Consider the following 20,013-nt stretch of genomic DNA (forward strand, 5'->3'; position numbering starts at 1 on the left):
ACAGTGAAACGACTTTGCGCCGATGATAGTGCGGGTTCCCGTGTGAAAGTAGGTCATCGTCAGGCTCTTACAGCCCAGAAAACCCCAGTCAGCAATGACTGGGGTTTTTTGCTTTGGGGGCGGCGAAAAGCAAGCATCCATTCAGCTGGGTTCTCTGCAGGTCTGGACCTTGGTGAGCTCTATGAGCGTCTGGATGGGATGGACTCACCCTCGTCTTGTGCTCCCGCTTCGCGAAAAATCCCGCCACGCGTCTTCTTCATCACTCTGCGGCACCTGCCTATACGCGGGTAGCGCCTTTCCACCACTGCGCCACCCACACGCATGGCGAAGGCGCCTGAGCTCCAATTCACCGGCGGTTCGCGCAAGTTCAATGCTTGCGTGGGGGGGCAAACCTGTGAACGCCAGCGGCGTCGAGAACCCGATGCAGTTGGCTGTCAAACCACAGCAGGTGCAGATGGGCCAGCGCCTCGCCCATCGCAAAGGTCATCTGGTGGGCATCCAGCTTTCGCTTGAACATGATGGACAGCACATCCGCCGCTGACAAAGGGCCCGATTTCGCAGCCTCCAGGATTTCTGCCAGCCGATCCCGGTGATGGTTCTGCAGTTGCTGGATGCGTTCATGCAATCCCTGGAAGGGTTTGCCATGAGACGGCAGGACAAGCGTGTCAGCCGGCAATGCGAGGTACCGGAGCAGGGAGGCCAAAAAAAGCCGCAGAGGGTCCGATTCGGGTTCTGCCGCGTGGACGCTGACGTTGGTGGAAATGCGCGGCAACACCATGTCGCCACTTATCAGGGAGGACAATTCTGCGCAATACAGGGCAATGTGCTCAGGCGCATGCCCGTACCCGCTGATGCACTGCCAATCGCGGCCACCGATTTCGATGACATCACCTTCCATAAGCCTGCGGAAGGTCGGAGGCAGGGCGGGCACCAGGGTTGGGAAGTACGACACGCGTCCCCGGACATGCTGGAGAAATTCCACATCCTGCATGCCATGCAGGGCATAGAAGTCGGCGCTGGCCTCGCCACCGAATCCATTGCGGTCGTATACCGCGGTTCTCGCCACGTTGTAGTCGGTGGCGCTGATCCAAAGGCGTACTTTCCATCGGTCGCACAGCCAATGCGCTAGCCCGATGTGGTCCGGATGCATGTGGGTCACGATCACGCGCAAAATCGGCAACCCTTCCAGGCTGCTCGCAAAAACCTGCTCCCACTGTGCACGCGTGGTCGCACTGTCGATGCAGCAGTCCACCACCGTCCAGCCGCTGACCATGGTGCCGTCGGCGTCGGGTTGCCGGTCGCGCAGCAACCACAGGTTGATGTGGTCCAGCGCGAATGGCAAGCCCATGCGGATCCACTTGACGCCAGGTGCGACTTCCATGGTGCCCCCCTGCGGAGGGAGTGCATCGCCAAGCGGGTAGTGGATCTGGTGTTCGAGTGGGTTCATGGCGGTCGTGGTATGGGTTAGCATTGACGTTAACGTAAACGTCATGCATCCGATGCATTGTAGGGAGCTGCGGCCGCGGGGCTGTCTCCTGTGCGAAACCGACCTTGCTGCACGCAGTACCCACCATGGCCAACACCTACACCATCAGCGATCTCGCCAAAGAGTTTGATCTCACCACGCGGGCGATCCGCTTTTATGAAGACATGGGCCTGCTGCAACCGGAACGCACGGGACCAGCGGGCCGAAACCGCGTCTACAGTGCCCGTGACAGGACCCGATTGCGCCTCACGCTCCGCGCCAAGCGACTGGGGCTGTCGCTGACGGAGGCCAAGGAGATCATCGACCTGTACGACAGTCCCCGCGACACGGGCGTGCAGCTGCGCAAGTTTCTGGATGTGCTTGTCGTCCATCGCAAGCAGCTCGAGGAACAGATGGCTGACCTGCAGGCCAATCTGGAGGAGGTCCAGGAGCATGAAAACGAGGCGCGGGCACTCCTGCTGAAGGTCGAAAAGCAAAAATGATTCATAATTGACGTTTACGTAAACGTAAATGCTGATCAGGAGATTGCCTTGAGCACGCCCCCCCTTGAGCCCCGGTGCGCTGACTACGCGGAGCGCGTGCGCGCCAGCTTCGCCCTTCAGGGCGCCATGCAGACGTTGGGCGCGCGCCTGGCCCGCGTGGCGGCGGGGGCGGTCGACATCGAGCTCGAATGGGCTCCGGCACTTACCCAGCAGCATGGCTTCCTGCATGCCGGCATGGTGGCCACCGCCCTGGATTCGGCCTGTGGCTATGCCGGGTTCACCCTGATGGGCCCCGACGCCGCCGTGCTCACCATCGAATTCAAGATCAACCTGCTGGCCCCCGCCAAGGGCCAGCGTTTTCGCATGGAGGGACGGGTGCTGAAGCCCGGCCGCACCATCACCGTGTGCGAGGGCCGTGCCTTCGCCATAGAAAACTCCCAGGAAAAGCTGGTGGCCACCATGGGGTGCACCCTCATGGCCGTCACCGGGCGCGACAACATCCAAGGCTGAACAAGCCACCTTCCACAATCTGTTTTGAGGAGACATTCACCATGAGCATTCCCGCCAACCTGCCTGGCCTCAACTTCCAACTGGGCGAGGATATCGATGCCCTGCGCGATGCCGTGCGCGACTTTGCGCAGGCCGAGATCGCGCCGCGCGCGGCCGAGATCGACCGCAGCGACCAGTTCCCCATGGACCTGTGGCGCAAGATGGGCGACCTGGGCGTGCTCGGCATCACGGTGCCCGAGCAATATGGCGGCGCCGCCATGGGCTACCTCGCCCACATGGTGGCCATGGAGGAAATCTCCCGCGCCAGCGCCTCCGTGGGCCTGTCTTACGGCGCGCACAGCAACCTGTGCGTGAACCAGATCAACCGCAACGGCAGCGAGGCACAGAAGGCCAAGTACCTGCCCAAGCTCATCAGTGGCGAGCATGTGGGTGCGCTGGCCATGAGCGAGCCGGGCGCGGGCTCCGATGTGATCAGCATGAAGCTCAAGGCCGAGGACAAGGGCGGCTACTACCTGCTCAACGGCAACAAGATGTGGATCACCAATGGTCCGGATGCCGACACCCTCGTGGTGTACGCCAAGACCGAACCCGAAATGGGCGCGCGGGGCGTCACGGCCTTCCTGATCGAAAAAGGCATGCCGGGATTCAGCATTGCGCAAAAGCTCGACAAGCTGGGCATGCGTGGCAGCCACACGGGCGAGCTGGTTTTCAACAATGTCGAAGTGCCCGCCGCGAATGTGCTCGGTGGCCTGAACCAGGGCGCCAAGGTGCTGATGAGCGGCCTGGACTACGAACGTGCGGTGCTGACCGGCGGCCCGCTGGGCATCATGCAGTCCGTGATGGACAACGTGATCCCGTACATTCACGACCGCAAGCAGTTCGGCCAGAGCATTGGCGAGTTCCAGCTCATTCAGGGCAAGGTGGCCGACATGTACACCGTGCTGCAGGCGGGGCGCTCGTTTGCCTACACTGTGGCCAAGAATCTCGACATGCTCGGCACCGACCACGTGCGCCAGGTGCGCAAGGACTGCGCCAGCGTGATCCTGTGGTGCGCGGAAAAGGCGACCTGGATGGCCGGCGAAGGCGTGCAGATCTACGGTGGCAATGGCTACATCAACGAATACCCGCTCGGCCGCCTGTGGCGCGATGCCAAGCTGTATGAGATCGGTGCCGGCACCAGCGAGATCCGCCGCATGCTGATCGGCCGCGAGCTGTTCGCCGAAACCTGCTGAGCTTCACTTCTTTCCCTGACTCTCCAAGGACAACATGCCCTCCTCGATCGACGACCTGTTTGTTCACAACCGCGCCTGGGCGGCCCAGATGGAGCGCGAGCGGCCCGGGTTCTTCACCAGCCTGCTGGCCCAGCAAAAGCCCAAGTACATGTGGATCGGCTGCTCCGACAGCCGCGTGCCCGCCAACCAGATCACGGGCCTGGAGCCGGGCGAAGTGTTCGTGCACCGCAACGTGGCCAATGTGGTGGTGCCCACCGACCTGAACTGTCTTTCCACCATCCAGTACGCGGTGGACCAGTTGCACGTCGAGCACCTCATGGTGGTGGGGCACTATGGTTGTGGTGGCGTGCTGGCGGCCCTGGAAGGCACGCGCGTGGGCCTGGCCGACAACTGGATCCGCCATGTGCAGGACGTGCGCGACCGCCACCGCGACCTGATTGCCGCCACCGCCCCGGAGTGGCGCCACGACGTGCTGTGCGAACTCAACGCCATCGAGCAGGTGGTCAACATCGCCCAGACCACGGTGATGCTCGATGCGTGGGGACGGGGCCAGAAGGTCACGCTGCACGGCTGGTGCTATGGGCTCAAGGACGGTCTCATCAACAACCTGCACATGTCCGTGGGCAGCACCGAAGGCCTGGACTCGCTGTACAAGGCGGCGATCGCTGGTGTGGCTGCCGTCAAAAGGCAATAGCCCGCCTCTGGCCTGACCGCATTGCGATGCCTGCGCTGAAAGACTGCCATGTTCCCGCAACGGCTTGATGCTCCCCAGGCCTACGGTATTGCCAAGGCCATGATGGACGGTTTCAACCGGCACTACCGGCTGTTCCGCACCGAGTCGGCGCGGGCCAAGCACCGCTTCGAAACCGGCGACTGGCACGGCCAGCAGCGGGCGCAGCGCGAACGCATCGAGTTCTATGACCTGCGCGTGAAAGAATGCGTGCGCCGGCTGGAGAAGGAATTCAGCGCGGGCGCGCAGCCCATGGACGTGTGGCACCAGATCAAGCTGCATTACATCGGCCTCTTGGTCAACCACCACCAGCCCGAACTGGCCGAGACCTTCTTCAACTCGGTCACGACCAAGATCCTGCACCGCACGCATTTCCACAACGACTTCATCTTCGTGCGGCCCGCGGTCAGCACCGAATACATCGAGAACGAAGAGCCCGCAGCGCGCCCCACCTACCGCGCGTACTACCCCTCCCGCGACAACCTGCACGAGACGTTCCAGACCATCATCGAGAACTTCCAGTTGCAGCGTGAGTTTGCGGACTTGGCGCGAGACAGTGCCTGCGTGGTGGCCGCCGTGCGCGGCCGCCTCGACAAGGTGCGGCTGCGCGCCAACTTCCAGATCCAGGTGCTCACCAGCCTGTTCTTCCGCAACAAGGGCGCCTATGTGGTGGGCAAGATCATCAACGGCTTCAACGAAGTGCCGTTTGCGCTGCCCATCCTGCACGACGATGCTGGCAGGCTGTTCATCGACGCCGCGCTGTTCGGCGAAGACGATATGCAGATGCTGTTCAGCTTCGCCCGCGCCTACTTCATGGTGGACATGGAGGTGCCCAGCGCCTACGTGCAGTTCCTGCGCAGCCTCATGCCCCGCAAGCCGCGCGCCGAGATCTACAACGCGCTGGGCCTGGCCAAGCAGGGCAAGACCCTGTTCTACCGCGACTTCCTGTACCACCTGAAGCATTCCAGCGATCAGTTTCGCATCGCCCCCGGCATCAAGGGCATGGTGATGCTGGTGTTCGACCTGCCGAGCTTTCCGTTCGTGTTCAAGCTCATCAAGGACTATTTCCCGCACCAGAAGGAAACCACGCGCGAGCAGATCAAGGCCAAGTACCTGCTGGTCAAGCAGCACGACCGCGTGGGCCGCATGGCCGACACGCTGGAGTACAGCGAGGTGGCCTTTCCCCGCGACCGGTTTGACGATGCACTGATTGCCGAGATCGAGAAGTTCGCCCCCAGCCAGCTGGAGATCAGCGACCGCGATGGCGACGGCCAGACCGAAGTCATCATCAAGCACCTGTACATCGAGCGGCGCATGATCCCGCTCAACATCTACCTGCAGGAAGCCTTTGACACCGGGCTCTCCGACCCGCGTGCGCGCCAGCAGATGGAGCACAGCGTCATCGAATACGGCAACGCCATCAAGGACCTCGTGGCCGCCAACATCTTCCCCGGCGACATGCTCTGGAAGAACTTCGGCGTCACGCGCAATGGCAAGGTCGTGTTCTACGACTACGACGAGATCGAATACCTCACCGACTGCAACTTCCGCCGCGTGCCCACGCCGCGCAACGAGGAGGAAGAGATGAGCGGCGAGGTCTGGTACAGCGTGGGCCCGCGCGATGTGTTCCCCGAAACCTTCGGCCCTTTCCTGCTCGGCAACGATGCCGTGCGCGAGGTGTTCATGTCGCACCACGCCGACCTGCTCGACGCCGCGTTCTGGCAGTCGCACAAGGAGCGCATCCAGGCGGGCCACATGTTCGACGTTTTTCCCTACGACACGGACCGGCGCTTCGCGCAGGGCGCGCCGGCCCGGTAGTCCATTTCATTCAACCCCCGACTTTCGTCTGAACCCTTCCCAGGAGATTTGCACCATGTCCGCATCCACCCAAGACCCCATCGTCATCGTCGGCGCCGCGCGCACCCCCATGGGCTCGCTGCAGGGCGACTTTTCCAGCCTGGCCGCGCACGACCTGGGCGGCGCCGCGATCCAGGCCGCCATCGAGCGCGCCGGTGTGTCACCCGACGCCGTGGGCGAGGTGCTGTTCGGCAACTGCCTGATGGCCGGCCAGGGCCAGGCGCCCGCACGCCAGGCGGCCTTCAAGGGCGGCCTGCCCAAGGGCGCTGGCGCGGTCACGCTCAGCAAGATGTGCGGCTCGGGCATGAAGGCCGCGATGATGGCGCACGACATGCTGCTGGCCGGCACGCACGACGTGATGGTGGCCGGCGGCATGGAGAGCATGACCAACGCCCCCTACCTGCTGCAGAAGGGCCGCGGCGGCTACCGCCTGGGCCATGACCGCATCTTCGACCACATGATGCTCGACGGCCTGGAAGACGCCTATGAAGCAGGCCGCAGCATGGGCACCTTTGGCGAAGACTGCGCGGCCAAGTACCAGTTCACGCGCGAGCAGCAGGACGCGTTCGCCACGGCCAGCGTGCAGCGCGCCAAGGCCGCCACCGAGTCCGGCGCGTTCGCGGCCGAGATCGTGCCCGTCACCGTCAAGACCCGCGCGGGCGAGACCGTGGTGTCGGTGGACGAAGGCCCGGGCAAGGTCAAGCTGGAGAAGATCGCCACCTTGAAGCCCGCCTTCAAGAAGGACGGCACCATCACCGCCGCATCCAGCTCCAGCATCAACGACGGCGCCGCCGCGCTGGTGATGATGCGCGAATCCACCGCGAAGAAGCTCGGGGCCAAGCCGCTGGCGCGCATCGTGAGCCACGCCACCCACGCGCAAGAGCCCGAGTGGTTCGCCACCGCCCCCCTGGGCGCCACGCAGAAGGCGCTGGCCAAGGCCGGCTGGGAAGTGGGCGACGTGCAGCTGTGGGAGATCAACGAGGCCTTCGCCGTGGTGCCCATGGCGCTGATGAAAGAGCTGGACCTGCCGCACGACAAGGTCAACGTGAACGGCGGCGCCTGCGCCCTGGGCCACCCCATCGGTGCCAGCGGTGCCCGCATCATGGTCACGCTGATGTATGCCCTCCAGGCGCGCGGCCTGACCAAGGGCCTGGCCACGCTGTGCATCGGCGGCGGCGAAGCCACGGCGGTGGCGCTGGAACTCGTTTGATGCGGGAGGGAGATGGGATGATTTGGCTCTTTTCACAAGGACAGTGATGACCGCACCCTCTCCCGAGATCACCGCCTTCTGGCGCGCGTTTTCCGATGCCCAGGCATCGCTCCAGGCCCAGCCGCTGCGCGAGCGGGTCGAGTCCGCCAACGCGCTCATCGAGTGCCACCTGGGCGGCCTGGCGCTGGAGATGTCCGGCGGCGACGGCGATGCGGTGGTGGACCTCATCGTCACCGCCCACGGCAGCACCGAAAAATTTCCACTGCTGATGCAGGCGGTGGCGGCCGCGCCCGCGCTGCAGAACTACCGCGTGCGCGCGTTCCGCGAGCGCACCACGCAGCCGGACTTTCCCATCGGCATGGACGGTTTCCAGCTGGCCACGTCCGAGGTGCTCATCGCCCTGGACCAGGATGGCGGGCAGGCCGCGCTGGAGATCCGCTTTGGCCGCGAGATCCCGAGCGACTACCAGGACCATGCGCGCAACATGGCGTTCATCATGCTCGACCATGTGCTCGGCGAGTACGACTTCGCCGTCAAGGTGGGGGCGGTGGATTTTGTCGGGCAGGCTGGCGACCCGCAGGCGCAGTGGGTCCCACTCAGCCAGTTGCCTCCGGTGTTTGATCGCTACTGGGTCGAGACGCTGGGCCGCACGGGAGACTTCCCGGCGGGTGAACACGACTGGTCGGGCATGACGATGGCGTTCGGCGGCGAGCCCGGAGATGGCGACGACGACGAAGGCCCCGGGGGGCGCGAGGACACCGCCATTGTCATGGTCAACCGCAGCGCCAGCCCCGTGGCCATGCGCGCCGACCTGTCGCACGCGCTGGTGCTGGACCTGGCCGTGGGGGACCGCGATGAGCTGGCCGCCGTGCAGGCGCTGCAGGACCAGGCCGCCACGCTGCTGGAGCTGCCCCAGCTGGGCATCCTGGCCTACACCCTGACCCGTGCCGGGCGCCGCAAGGCCGTCTACTACGTGGGCGACGAGCAACTGGCCAGGCAGGCGCTGGCACCTCTGCTGCTGCGGGAAGAGGCCGAGTCGCTGGTGCTGTCCACCACCTATGACCCGGCGTGGTCGGGCTACTTCGAATTTGCCGTGCATTGACCTGGACGCGACCATGATCGAAACCACCGAGCAGCTGCGCGCCCTGTATGCCGCCCCAAGCGAGCGGGCCCTGCACAAGCAGCAACCGCAGCTGGATGCGCACTGCCAGCGCTTCATTGCCCTGTCGCCGTTCTGCGTGGTGGCCAGTGGTGGTCTCCATGGCGCATTGCTCGATGCCTCGCCGCGCGGCGGTGCGCCCGGTTTCGTGAAGTCGCCCGATGCGCACACCCTGCTGCTGCCCGACGCGGGGGGCAACCACCGGCTCGACACCCTGACCAACCTGCTCGATGACCCGCGCATCGGCCTGCTGTTCATGATTCCGGGCGTGGACGAAACCCTGCGGGTGAACGGCACCGCGCGCCTGCGCGACGAGGCGCTGTACACCGACTTCTTCACGGCCGGGCGCCAGCGCCCAAAGATGGTGATCGAAGTGCGCGTGGCCGAGGCGTATCTGCACTGCTCCAAGGCCTTCATGCGCTCGCGGCTGTGGTCCGCCGATGCGCAGGTGGACCGCGCCGCGCTGCCCACCATGGACCAGATGATCCACGACCAGATGGGCCTCGCCACCGAGCCTGAGTCGCAAGTGGCGATGCTGCAGCGCTACCGCGCCCAACTGGCGCAGGAGCAGCAGCTCGGCGACGCCTGAGGGTGTTGAGAGTGATTGCTACTATTTTGATAGCTATTGGCGCTTGATACATAGGCGCCAGGGCCCAATTCAATCCAAATTTCAACCATGAAATCCATACTTGTCATCGGCGCATCGCGCGGCATCGGTCTGGAGCTGGTGCGCCAGTACGCCGAGGCGGGCCGCCGCGTGATCGCCACCGTGCGCGACGAAGCGGGCCGCGAACGGGTGCAGGCCCTGGGCGCCGAGGTGCTCACCGTGGACGTGGCCAACCCCGCCAGTGTGAGCGCGCTGGCCTGGCAACTGGACGGCGAAAAGATCGAGACCGCCTGGTACGTGGCGGGCGTCATCCGCCGTCCCAACGCGCTCACGCCGCCCACGCAGCAGGACTTCGATGCCGTCATGCACACCAACGTGCTGGGCGCCATGCAGGCGCTGCCGCAGGTCGCGCCCCTGGTGGCCGACGCGCAGGGCGTGTTCGCGTTCCTGTCCTCGTCCATGTCGCAGATTGGCAGGGCGCCGGGCAGCGGCTCCTGGCTGTACCGCACCAGCAAGGCGGCGCTGAACATGGCGGTGGCCGCGGCCCAGCATGACTACCCAGGCGCCACGCTCATCACCATCGACCCCGGCTGGGTGCAGACCGACATGGGCGGCGAAGGCGCCGCGCTGACGGTGCAGGACAGCGTGCGCGGCCTGCGCGCCACCGTGGCGGGCGTCACCGCCGCCGACAAGGGCCGCCTGCTGCACCACGACGGCCGCCGCGCCACCCACTGGTAACCCTTTCGACCGAACCCACAACGACTTCTGGAGACAACCCCGATGCTGCTGACCCAAGACCAGGAAATGATCCGCGACGCGGTGCGCGACTTCGCGCAGGAACAGCTGTGGCCCCACGCCGCGCGCTGGGACAAGGAACACCACTTCCCCAAGGAGGCGCACCAGGGCCTGGCTGCACTGGGCGCGTATGGCATCTGCGTGCCCGAAGAATTTGGCGGCGCACACCTCGACTACGTCACCCTCGCGCTGGTGCTTGAAGAGATCGCGGCCGGCGACGGCGGCACCAGCACCGCCATCAGCGTGACCAACTGCCCGGTCAACGCCATCCTCATGCGCTATGGCAACGCCCAGCAAAAGCGCGACTGGCTCACGCCGCTGGCCCGTGGCGAGATGCTGGGCGCGTTCTGCCTGACCGAGCCGCATGTGGGCTCCGATGCCTCGGCACTGCGCACCACGGCAGTGAAGCAAGGCGACGAGTACATCATCAACGGCGTCAAGCAGTTCATCACCAGCGGCAAGAACGGCCACGTGGCCATCGTCATCGCCGTGACCGACAAGGGCGCGGGCAAGAAGGGCATGAGCGCCTTCCTCGTGCCCACCAGCAACCCGGGCTACGTGGTCGCGCGGCTCGAAGACAAGCTGGGCCAGCACAGCAGCGACACCGCGCAGATCAACTTCGACCACTGCCGCATTCCGGCCGAAAACCTGATCGGCGCGGAAGGCGAGGGCTACAAGATCGCCCTCGGCGCGCTCGAGGGCGGCCGCATCGGCATCGCCGCGCAAAGCGTGGGCATGGCACGCAGTGCCTTCGACGTGGCGCTGGCGTATTCGAAAGAGCGCGAGAGCTTCGGCACCGCCATCTTCAACCACCAGGCCGTGGGCTTTCGCCTGGCCGACTGCGCCACGCAGATCGAAGCCGCGCGCCAGCTCATCTGGCACGCCGCCGCGCTGCGCGATGCGGGCCGGCCCTGCCTGAAGGAAGCCGCCATGGCCAAGCTGTTCGCCAGCGAGATGGCCGAACGCGTGTGCAGCGCCGCCATCCAGACCCTGGGCGGCTACGGCGTGGTGAACGACTTCCCGGTGGAGCGCATCTACCGCGACGTGCGCGTGTGCCAGATCTACGAAGGCACGAGCGACGTGCAGAAGATCATCATTCAGCGCGCGCTGGCTTGATGCTGATTGCTATGAATCGAATAGCTGTTGGCGCAGGATGGGAAAGCGCCAGGGCCTGTTTTGTTCAAATTTCTTGCTGCGGCAGCCACTGGGCCAGCACCGCATGGAGCGCGTCCACATCCACGGGCTTGCGCAGCACCAGGTAGCCCTCGGCATCGGCCTCGTGCAGGGCGGGTGAGTCAAACTCGCCGCTCACCATGGCTCCGCGCGCGGCGGGGCAGCGCTCCAGCAGGACGCGCAGCACGTCAAAGCCGCTATCGCCCGACGACAGGTGCTGGTCGCACAGGATGGCCTGCGGTGCAAAGCCGTTGTCCAGGTGGGCGTGGGCCTCGCCGGGGGTGCGGGCGGTGCGCAACGCGATGCCCCAGCCGCCCAGCAGGGCCGACCAGGCCCGCAGCACGTGGGGATCGTCGTCCAGCACCAGGCACCGGCCCTGCAGGCGGGGCCAGGTGCGTGGCGCGGCGGTGCCACGTGCGTCGGGCGCCAGCGCAGGCGCGGCCGTGGCCGGCAGCTCGATCCAGAAACACGACCCCCGCCCCGGACACGAGGCCATGCCCTGGCGTGCACCCATCAGCGCCACGCAGCGCGCCACCACGGCCAGCCCCAGGCCGTGGCCTTCGCGGTGGAGGTGCCCCGCGCTCTGCGGGCGGTAGAAGGCCTGGTAGATGGCGGCCTGCTCCTGTGGTGCCACGCCTTCGCCGGTGTCCCACACCTCCAGCCGCCAGTGGCCACCGCGCTGCCGTGCGCCCACCAGCACCCCGCCCCGCAGTGTGTAGCGCAAGGCGTTGTGCACCAGGTTGGCCAGCGACTGCCGCACCAGCGCGGGGTCGGCCAGCACCGTGGCGTGCGCCGGGGGCGGGCGCATGCGCAGGGCCAGCCCGCGCGCGGTGGCTTCGGTGACGAACTGGTGGCGCAGGTCGTCGAACAGGTGGGCCAGCGGCACGGGCGCGGGCCGCAGCTCCACCGTGCCTGATTCGATGCGCGACAGGTCGAGCAGGGCGTCGAACATCTGGCTGAGCGAGTGCATGCTCAGCCGCCACTGGCCCAGCAAGGGGCCGATGTGCGGGTGGTCCTGGCCCTGCAGCGCAATGGCTTCGGCCAGCAACGCCATGGCGTGCACGGGCTGGCGCAGGTCGTGGGCGGCGGTGCTCAGAAACCGGTTCTTCTCGGCCAGCGCGGCTTCGGCCGCGTCGCTGGCCTCGCGGTAGCGCTCGGCCAGGTCGCGGCTGCGCTCTTCCAGCACCACCTGGCGCACGAAGAACCGGTGCGAGTTCATGGCGCTGCGGTAGATCACGGCGGCCATCACCAGCGTCATGGGCAGTACAAACGGCCACTGCGCCGGAAACGCCCAGGGGATCATCGCCAGCCCGCCCACCGCACCCACGAAATACATGCGGTAGACAGCGAGCGTGGCGGTCATCTGCGCTGCGTTGGCGGCCAGAATGCCCGCCAGCGTGATATGCAGCAACAGCATGTATTCGTAGCTGGCGTGGCCCAGCGACAACGCTATCGAGAGTGAAACGCCTACCCCGTGCGCCAAGGCCAGGTAGCACACGCGGCGGGTCCAGGGGGGCAGCAGGGCTTCGGGCGGCCGCAAGGCGCGTTCGTGCCGGTACTGCCGGTGGCCCCACCCCACGAACAGCAACACGGGCAGGTATGCGCCTCCCCACGCCAGCAGCGGCATGGCCTGCCCACCCTGCCAGCCCAGCAGCAGGCCAAACAGCAGCCCCATGGCGGGCATGACCGACATGCCCAGCCGCAGGCGCGCAAAAGAGGCTTCGAGCAGCAGCAGCCAGCCTTGTGCGCTGGGCGCGCCGTGCGCGTGGCCCGGGGCCTTGGTGTTGGGCGTCATGTGCCTGCGAAGGTGGCCGCCGCCTCCCGGCGGCGCCGCAGCCGGCGCGCCTGCCGCCACATGCCCAGGGCCGCGCGGGCGTGGACCGCGGTCCAGGCCGGGATGCGCACCTGGCCGCGCTCGCCCGGTCCGGTGCCGGCGCGGGGATGGGGGTGGGGAAACCAGCGGCGCGGCAAGAACTGGAGTGGCATGGGGCGCGGGCGGGCCGGTGTTCAGGCGGGTGGATCGGGCAGGACCAGCCGGCGCCCGCGCAGCCCCGTGATGGCCTCCACGCGGGTGCGTGCGCCCAGGCGCAGGAGGATGGCGCTCATGTGCTCCTTGACCGTGCTCTCCGACAGGTCGTACTGCAGCGCGATGCGCTTGTTGGGCAGCCCCTGCAGCACCAGCGCCAGGATTTCGCCCTGGCGTACCGACAGGCCCAGTTCGGCGGGCGTGACCGGCAGGTCGCGGCTGCGCGGGGGCTGGTTGCCGGGGGGGGCGGGCACAAACCAGGCCAGGCCGCCCAGCAGGGCCTCCACCGCCTGGGCGAAGATCTCTGGCGGAGCCTGCTTGTGGATGAAGCCGTGCGCACCCGCCTGGCGCACGCGCTCCATCATGGCCGGGTCGTCGTCGCCGCTGACGACCGCCAGCGCGGTGCCGGGGCAGTGCTCGCGCACCAGCGCGATCAGGCCCAGCGCGGCACCTTCGGCCAGCCAGAAGTCGACGAGCGCGATGGCGGGGGCACCCCGCGTGGCCACCAGCGGCAGAAAGTCATCGGCGCACCCGGCCACGGCCACCTCCAGGTAGGGCAGGCGCAAGCGCAGGAATTCGGCCACGCCGCGTGCTACCAGCGGGTGGTCGTCCAGGATGAGTGCATAGGGTGACATGGGGGCCGGGGGGGCGCTGCGGCGCCGGGCGCCAGGATGCCGCAGCAAAGCAAATTCTGCCAAGTGTGGACCGGAAGGGGCGGCGCGCAAACCCTACCTCGGTAGGGTTTTGCGGCGGGCGGCGTGCCGCACAGAATCCGCCCCTCTTTCATCCATTCATTCCTTCACCACCCAGGAGGTTTCCGTTCATGACCCCCACAAGCGCAAAGTTCACCCGGCACCACGCACGGCCCGCAGTCCGCTGGGCCCCTCTTGGGCTGGCCGCGGTGTTGCTGGCGGGCTGCGGGGGCGGCGATGGCGACGGCGGCACCACGCCCCCGCCCACGGCCGGGGCCTTCACCGTGGGGGGCTCCGTGGTCGGCCTGGGCGCCGGCAAGGCGCTGACCCTGCAGAACAATGGCGGCGATGACCTGGCCGTGAGCGCCAACGGCGGTTTTGTGTTCGCGGCCCGGCTGGACCGCGGCGTGGCCTATGCCGTCACCGTCAGGACGCAGCCCGGCGGCCAGCGCTGCGCCGTGGCGCAAGGCACGGGCACCGCCACCGCGAACGTGGGCGATGTGCAGGTGCGCTGCGAGAACCTGGCGGCGGCCACCTTCACGGTGGGGGGCTCGGTATCGGGCCTGGCGGGCGGCGCAGTGGTGCTGCAGAACAACGGCGGCGATGACCTGTCCCTGGCCAGCAACGGCGGCTTCGCGTTTTCCACGGCGGTGGCCACGGGCAGCCCCTATGTCGTCACGGTGAAGACCCCGCCCGCAGGCCAGAACTGCGCGGTGCGCAACGGCAGCGGCACGGTGGGTTCGGCCCATGTCGGCTCGGTGGAGGTGGCCTGCGCCACGGCCGTGGCACTGCCGCAGGGGGACTGGAAGCAGGAGCGTTGCACGCCCATCGGCCCGGGCCAATGGGGCCGGTCGCTGTGGCGCATCGTGCGGCAAGGCGAGACCCGGGCCACGGTCAGCCTGGGCGTGGCGACCTACTCCGACGCGAACTGCACCGCCGCGGGCGCGGTCATTGGCGGGCAAGGGGGCGATGGGGGCAATTTCACGTTTGACCGCACGGGCGCGACGCCCACGCTCGCCGCCTTCTGGGGCAGCTGGGCCCAGGTCACGGGGTTGACCTCGCGCACCGTGTGGGCGCGCAAGGGCCCCTATCTGTGCCCGCTGGGCGACCAGAACCCGAGCCTGTTCGGCTCGGCCGCCGCCGTGGAGGCCTCGGCCGACATCTCCATCCAGAACAAGGCCTGCTACACCCAGAACTGAACCCCCGTGCTCCCTGCGGGCCGTGGCGGCCCGCGGGCACGGCCGGGCGGCTGGACGGGGGCCGGGGCGGAATTTCAGCCGCCACTGCCCCGGCGCCGCAGCACCACCGTGATCTGCCCATTGGTCTCGATGGTCGCGCGCTCCACCTCGTGCAGGTGCAGGCATCCGCTGGCGCGCAGCGCGGCCTCGAGGTCGTCCGGTGAAAGCAGCTCCTTGCGCAGGAGGTCGGCGTTCACCTGTCCCTGCTCCACCAGCACCCGCGGCGTGCCGTCGATCAGCCGCTCCATCCACGCGAAGCGGAACGTCAGCTGCGCCAGCACCACGTGGCAGCCGATGAGCGTGGTGGCCGAGACGAGCCCGCCCACCAGCGAGTTGTCGCCCGCGTTCATCGAGTTCTGCACCGCGTTGGACAGGATCAGCAGCAGCACGAGGTCGAACGGCGCGTACTGCCCTGTCTGCCGCTTGCCTGTCAGGCGCAGGAACACCAGCAAAAAGACATAGACCACCACGCCGCGCAGCACGAACTCCCACCACGGCACATTCATTTCCCACATTGCAGGCTCCTTGTTGGAGGGTTGTGTCGCGTGCCAGTCTACGGCGCTGAGCGAAAATCCCGGACATGCCACCTGCCAGGCCGGCCCACGCCCCGTGCGGTCCCGGTCCCTTCACAGAAAGAAAACACCTCCATGCAACGCCGCCAATTCCACCAAGCCAGTGCCCTGGGGGCGCTGCTGTGCGCCAGCTGGCAGCAGGCCTGGGCCCTGTCGCTGGGCGATCTCTCCAATGCCGATGCCACGGGCGGCCTCAAGGCCGCGCTGGGCCAGGGCGCCCAGGCCGCGGTGTCGCTGCTGGGGCGGCCCGACGGTTTCCTGGGTAATCCCAAGGTGCGCATCGGGCTTCCCGGCTACCTGGACGACGCGGCCAAGGTCATGAAATCGCTGGGCCAGGGCAAGCGCGTCGATGAGCTGGTCACCTCCATCAACCGCGCCGCCGAGGCCGCCGTGCCCATGGGCAAGGACCTGCTCGTGGGCGCGGTGCAGAACATGACGGTGACGGACGCCAAGAACATCCTGGCGGGAGGAAGCACCTCGGTGACGGCCTTCTTCGCCGAGAAGACGCGCGTGCCGCTGGGGGAGCGCTTCCTGCCGGTGGTGGACCAGGCGACGGAGAAGGTGGGCCTCACCCAGAAGTACAACGCCTTCGCTGGCAAGGCCGCGGGCTTCGGACTGCTCAAGCCCGAAGAGGCCAACCTGGCGCGGTACGTCACCGGCAAGACGCTCGATGGCCTGTACACCATGATCGGCGAGGAAGAGCGCCGCATCCGCCAGGACCCGGCCGGCGCGGGCAGTGCCATCGCCCGCAAGGTGTTCGGCGCGCTGCGCTGATCGCCGTTCACCGCGATGCGCACCCCGCCCATGGCCCTGGCCGACAGCGCACCCTGCCCGTGCGGACGCACCGTGGCGCCCGCGGGCCGGCGCGCCGGCGGCACGGCCGCCGTGCTGCGTTATGCCGACTGCTGCGGCCGCTATGTGGACCATCTGGAAGCGGCGCCCGCGCCCGACGCCGAAAGCCTCATGCGGTCCCGGTACACCGCGTTCGTGGGCGAGCGGGCCGAGTACCTGCAGGCCACCTGGCACCCCACCACGCGCCCCGCGTCGATGGATTTCGATGCGGGCGCGCGGTGGCTCGGGCTTGCGGTGCGCGGCCACCGCGCCACGGGCGAAGGCCGTGCGGAAGTCGAGTTCGTGGCGCGCTACCGCGTGGGCGGCCGTGCCGTGCGCCTGCACGAGACCAGCCGCTTCGTGCGCGAAGGCGGGCGCTGGTTCTATGTGGATGGCGATGTCCACGGTTGAAATTTGCATGAAAATAACCTCAAGCCCTTTATCCATAGGCGCCATAAGCTATGAAATTTGAAGCAATACTGTTCGACTGCGACGGGGTCCTGGTGGACAGCGAACCCATCACCAACGGCGTGCTGCGCGACATGCTCGCGGAGGCCGGCTGGGCCCTGAGCGCCGAGGAGTGCATGCGCATCTTCATCGGCAAGACCGTGCGCAGCGAGGCCGCCCGCATCGAGACCCACACCGGCCGGCCGCTCACCGATGCATGGATGGCCGATTTCTATGCGCGGCGCAATGCCGAGCTGGACCAGCGCCTCACGGCCATCGAGCACATCCACGGCACCATCGAGCGCGTGCACGCGCACCATGGCGGGCGCATCGCTTGCGCCTCGGGGGCCGACCGGCACAAGGTGGAGATGCAGCTGGCCAAGGTGGGCCTCACGCCCTTCTTCGAGGGCCGCATCTTCAGCGGCCACGAAATGCCGCGCACCAAGCCCGCGCCGGACGTGTACCTGGCGGCGGCCGCCGCGCTGCAGGCGCAGCCCCTGCGCTGCGCGGTGGTCGAAGACACGGTGACGGGCGTCACTGCGGGGGTGGCGGCGGGCGCCACGGTGTTTGCGTATGCGCCGCTGGACGATGGCGAGGCCCTGCGCGCGGCGGGGGCGTCTGAGGTGTTTCGCAGCATGGCCGAGCTGCCGGCCTTGCTGGGCTGCTGACCGCTGCTGTTCGCACCAGGACACGCCATGCCCAAGCACAGCAGCCAGCTGCCACGGTGGCTACGCAACTGCGCCGCGCTCGCGGCCCTCGGCGTTCTCATGGGCTGCTCGTCGGTGCGCCCCTGGATCAACGAGCCGCTGCCGCCCGAAGACCGGGACATCCCCGTGCGCAAGTCCGAGCGCGATCCCACCATCCTGGTGGCCGTGACGCTTTCGGGCGGCGGCGCGCGCGCGGCCGCCTTTGGCTTCGGCGTGCTGACCGAGATGCAGCAGACCCGCTTTCGCTGGAACGGGCGGGACACCACCCTGCTGGACGCCACGGACGTGGTGAGCGGCGTGTCGGGCGGCAGCATTGTTGCCGCCTACTTCGCGGCGCATGGCATCGAGGGGCTGCCCCGGTTCGAGCACGACTTCCTGCGGCAGAACTTCCAGAACAGCCTCATCACCCAGGCCCTGCGGCCCGGCAACCTGGTGGACCTGACCTCGCCCTGGCTGGGCCGCACCCACCTGCTCGCGCGGCGGCTCGACGATCTGTACGGCGGGCTGACCTTCGGCGATGTGGAGCGGCGCCCGCGCCACCCGCAACTGTTCATCACAGCCACCGACATGTCGCTGGGCACGGGCTTCGAGTTCACCTGGGAGCAGTTCACTCTGATCTGCTCGGACCTGCGCAAGGTGCCGCTGTCGTTTGCGGTCGCTTCCTCGTCGGCCGTGCCGCTGCTGCTCAGCCCGATGACGCTCAAGAACTACGCCGACCAGTGCCCTGAACGCCGCACCGGCTCCACGGCCAGCGCGCGCGCCGCGGCCGCCGGCGACTACCGCGCCCGGCTGTACCGCGCGCACGAACTGAGCTACACCGACGCGCAGCGCAAGCCCTACATCCACCTGGTGGACGGCGGCCTGGCGGACAACCTGGGCGTGCAGCGCCTGCTGGACCGGGCCCTGGCGGGCGGCGGCCTGCGCCAGACGTTCAGCGAGGTGGGCATCCCGCCCGCCACCATCCGCAAGCTGGTGCTGATCACCGTGAACGCGGAGCGCGATCCGTCGGTCAACATCGACATGAGCGACCAGGTGCCCAACATGGCCCAGGTGGTGGATGCGCTGCTGTTCGGCACCGGCGCACGCGCCACGCGCGAGACGCAGGAGTTCCTGCGCGACATCACCCAGCAGTGGCGCCAGGCCCTGGCCGCGGGCTCCACGGGCAGCGGCGATGCCTTCGCGCCCGATGCCGAGATCCATGTGATTCCCGTGAACCTGCGCGACGCGCCGGACGACGTGGCGCGGCGGCGCCTGTTGCAGGTGCCCACGGCGTTCTCCATCTCCCACGAAGAGGTCACCGACCTCATCGAGGCCGGCGGCAGCGTGCTGCGGCATTCGCCCGAGTTCCGCGCGCTGGTGCAGTCATTGCTGCACGGCGCACCCAGGCCGCCGCAGCCGTCGCAGTGACAGAGGCGCGGGGCCGGTAGGCCGCCAGCCCGCGCGGGCAGGCCTTTCGTCCCTGGCTCAGGGCCGCGTGTCGGGCGCGGGGGTGGTGGGCACGTCCTGGTCCTCGGCCGCTTCGATCTGCGCGGCCAGGGCCCTCTGGTAGCCGGGGCGCTGCTGCAGCCGCTGCCAGTAGGCGCGCGTGGCCTCGCCGAACTGCGGCTCCAGGTCCAGGTGCTGGGCCAGCAGCAGCGCATAGCCCACCGACACATCGGCCGCCGTGAAGCGGCCCGCGCACAGGTAGTCGCTGCGTGCCACGGCGGCCTCCACCGCGCGCAGGCGCGCCAGGAACCAGCGGCTGTAATCCTCCACCACCTGGGGCTGCTTGCGGTCCGCGGGCTCGAATCGCCCGTAGCGCAGCACCAGTGTCTGCGGAAAGGTGAGCGTGGCCTCGCCCAGGTGCAGCCAGTTCAGGTAGGCGCCAAAGGCCGGGTCGGGGGGGCGCACGTCCAGCCCGGCGTCCGGGTGCGCGGCGGCCAGGTACTGGCAGATGGCGGCCGATTCGGTCATGCGCACCTGGTGTGGCGCCTTGCCCTGCACCAGCAGTGGCACGGTGCCCAGCGGGTTCTCTTCCAGGAACCAGCGGGCGTGCGCGCGCGGCGGAAACGGCAGCATGTGCAGCACGTACGGCAGCCGCAGCTCTTCCAGCATCCACAACGGGCGGAAGGAGCGGGCGCTGACGCAGTGGTACAGATGGATCATGGGTGCGGTGGGGGCATGGCGGTGTGGTGACCGGGCCCGCCAGTGTAGTGGCGGGTGGCGAAAGTGCGCTGGCCGGTGCCGTCCTGGCGACGCTCGTCACGCAGCGCCGCAACG

The 20,013-nt window shown here is 67.7% G+C and carries 21 protein-coding genes; 15 read left to right on the plus strand and 6 right to left on the minus strand.

All coding sequences use genetic code 11. The features are described 5' to 3' along the window. Nucleotides 1–367: 367 nt before the first annotated feature. Entirely contained in the window at nt 368–1,447 is a 1,080-nt protein-coding gene (locus AC07OC_RS16270; protein WP_218339916.1) for an MBL fold metallo-hydrolase, read from the minus strand. Between the two features lie 125 nt (nt 1,448–1,572). On the opposite strand from AC07OC_RS16270, the gene AC07OC_RS16275 reads away from it, so the two are divergent. The 10 genes from AC07OC_RS16275 to AC07OC_RS16320 all read left to right on the plus strand — a co-directional run bounded on the left by AC07OC_RS16275 (nt 1,573) and on the right by AC07OC_RS16320 (nt 11,184). Next, nucleotides 1,573–1,968: a MerR family transcriptional regulator gene (locus AC07OC_RS16275; protein ID WP_218296297.1), complete on the plus strand. Its 396-nt coding sequence runs from the start codon at nt 1,573–1,575 to the stop codon at nt 1,966–1,968. A gap of 48 nt (nt 1,969–2,016) precedes the next feature. Beyond that, a complete protein-coding gene (locus AC07OC_RS16280; RefSeq protein WP_218296296.1) occupies nt 2,017–2,478 on the plus strand; it encodes a PaaI family thioesterase in 462 nt (153 codons plus the stop codon). 41 nt (nt 2,479–2,519) lie between these two features. After that, entirely contained in the window at nt 2,520–3,710 is a 1,191-nt protein-coding gene (locus AC07OC_RS16285) for an isovaleryl-CoA dehydrogenase (RefSeq protein ID WP_218339915.1), read from the plus strand. Nucleotides 3,711–3,744: 34 nt separating this feature from the next. Continuing rightward, nucleotides 3,745–4,404, plus strand: coding sequence for a carbonate dehydratase (gene can / locus AC07OC_RS16290; RefSeq protein WP_057225864.1), 660 nt, complete (start codon nt 3,745–3,747; stop codon nt 4,402–4,404). A gap of 48 nt (nt 4,405–4,452) precedes the next feature. Beyond that, the gene (gene aceK, locus AC07OC_RS16295; protein ID WP_218296294.1) at nt 4,453–6,258 is read left to right on the plus strand and encodes a bifunctional isocitrate dehydrogenase kinase/phosphatase; all 1,806 of its coding nucleotides are present in this window, start codon (nt 4,453–4,455) and stop codon (nt 6,256–6,258) included. Between the two features lie 55 nt (nt 6,259–6,313). Beyond that, complete coding sequence (locus AC07OC_RS16300) at nt 6,314–7,507, plus strand: acetyl-CoA C-acyltransferase (RefSeq protein ID WP_218339913.1); 1,194 nt, start codon at nt 6,314–6,316, stop codon at nt 7,505–7,507. A gap of 46 nt (nt 7,508–7,553) precedes the next feature. Further along, nucleotides 7,554–8,609, plus strand: a complete 1,056-nt coding sequence (locus tag AC07OC_RS16305; protein WP_218339912.1) for a DUF695 domain-containing protein — start codon at nt 7,554–7,556, stop codon at nt 8,607–8,609. A gap of 13 nt (nt 8,610–8,622) precedes the next feature. Next, nucleotides 8,623–9,255 carry a pyridoxamine 5'-phosphate oxidase family protein gene (locus tag AC07OC_RS16310; protein ID WP_218339910.1) on the plus strand — a complete coding sequence of 211 codons (633 nt, stop codon included), beginning with the start codon at nt 8,623–8,625 and terminating at the stop codon, nt 9,253–9,255. An 87-nt stretch (nt 9,256–9,342) separates the two neighbouring features. Then, nucleotides 9,343–10,011, plus strand: a complete 669-nt coding sequence (locus tag AC07OC_RS16315) for an SDR family oxidoreductase (RefSeq protein ID WP_494601735.1) — start codon at nt 9,343–9,345, stop codon at nt 10,009–10,011. A 42-nt stretch (nt 10,012–10,053) separates the two neighbouring features. Next, on the plus strand, nt 10,054–11,184 hold the full coding sequence (locus tag AC07OC_RS16320) for an acyl-CoA dehydrogenase family protein (RefSeq protein ID WP_218339908.1): 1,131 nt from the start codon (nt 10,054–10,056) through the stop codon (nt 11,182–11,184). A gap of 64 nt (nt 11,185–11,248) precedes the next feature. Here AC07OC_RS16320 and AC07OC_RS16325 read toward each other — a convergent pair whose 3' ends face one another. From AC07OC_RS16325 to AC07OC_RS16335, 3 genes are read right to left on the minus strand one after another with little or no spacing between them, the layout of a single operon-like run. After that, complete coding sequence (locus tag AC07OC_RS16325) at nt 11,249–13,036, minus strand: hybrid sensor histidine kinase/response regulator (RefSeq protein ID WP_218339906.1); 1,788 nt, start codon at nt 13,034–13,036, stop codon at nt 11,249–11,251. Then, on the minus strand, nt 13,033–13,227 hold the full coding sequence (locus tag AC07OC_RS16330) for a hypothetical protein (RefSeq protein WP_218339905.1): 195 nt from the start codon (nt 13,225–13,227) through the stop codon (nt 13,033–13,035). Before AC07OC_RS16330 ends, AC07OC_RS16325 begins: the two co-directional genes overlap by 4 nt. 21 nt (nt 13,228–13,248) lie before the next feature. Further along, a complete protein-coding gene (locus AC07OC_RS16335; RefSeq protein WP_218339904.1) occupies nt 13,249–13,902 on the minus strand; it encodes a LuxR C-terminal-related transcriptional regulator in 654 nt (217 codons plus the stop codon). A 188-nt stretch (nt 13,903–14,090) separates the two neighbouring features. Between AC07OC_RS16335 and AC07OC_RS16340 the strand changes: the two genes are divergently transcribed. Next, nucleotides 14,091–15,158 (plus strand): hypothetical protein, encoded by a 1,068-nt coding sequence (locus tag AC07OC_RS16340; protein WP_494601736.1) that lies wholly within the window; start codon nt 14,091–14,093, stop codon nt 15,156–15,158. Between the two features lie 74 nt (nt 15,159–15,232). Here the strand turns inward: AC07OC_RS16340 and AC07OC_RS16345 are convergent, their stop codons facing one another. Next, the gene (locus tag AC07OC_RS16345; RefSeq protein WP_218296284.1) at nt 15,233–15,712 is read right to left on the minus strand and encodes a DUF421 domain-containing protein; all 480 of its coding nucleotides are present in this window, start codon (nt 15,710–15,712) and stop codon (nt 15,233–15,235) included. Between the two features lie 132 nt (nt 15,713–15,844). Here AC07OC_RS16345 and AC07OC_RS16350 point away from each other — a divergent pair, with 132 nt between their 5' ends. From AC07OC_RS16350 to AC07OC_RS16365, 4 genes are read left to right on the plus strand one after another with little or no spacing between them, the layout of a single operon-like run. Further along, nucleotides 15,845–16,543 carry a DUF4197 domain-containing protein gene (locus tag AC07OC_RS16350; RefSeq protein WP_218296283.1) on the plus strand — a complete coding sequence of 233 codons (699 nt, stop codon included), beginning with the start codon at nt 15,845–15,847 and terminating at the stop codon, nt 16,541–16,543. 15 nt (nt 16,544–16,558) lie between these two features. Further along, nucleotides 16,559–17,011, plus strand: coding sequence for a YchJ family protein (locus AC07OC_RS16355; protein ID WP_255591056.1), 453 nt, complete (start codon nt 16,559–16,561; stop codon nt 17,009–17,011). A gap of 50 nt (nt 17,012–17,061) precedes the next feature. Continuing rightward, a complete protein-coding gene (locus AC07OC_RS16360) occupies nt 17,062–17,715 on the plus strand; it encodes an HAD family hydrolase (RefSeq protein WP_218296282.1) in 654 nt (217 codons plus the stop codon). Between the two features lie 27 nt (nt 17,716–17,742). Continuing rightward, a complete protein-coding gene (locus AC07OC_RS16365) occupies nt 17,743–19,161 on the plus strand; it encodes a patatin-like phospholipase family protein (protein WP_369643478.1) in 1,419 nt (472 codons plus the stop codon). A 57-nt stretch (nt 19,162–19,218) separates the two neighbouring features. Here AC07OC_RS16365 and AC07OC_RS16370 read toward each other — a convergent pair whose 3' ends face one another. Continuing rightward, a complete protein-coding gene (locus AC07OC_RS16370) occupies nt 19,219–19,899 on the minus strand; it encodes a glutathione S-transferase family protein (protein WP_218339899.1) in 681 nt (226 codons plus the stop codon). Between the last annotated feature and the right edge of the window lie 114 nt (nt 19,900–20,013).

The organism is Acidovorax sp. GW821-FHT10E04 (genome assembly GCF_059415185.1).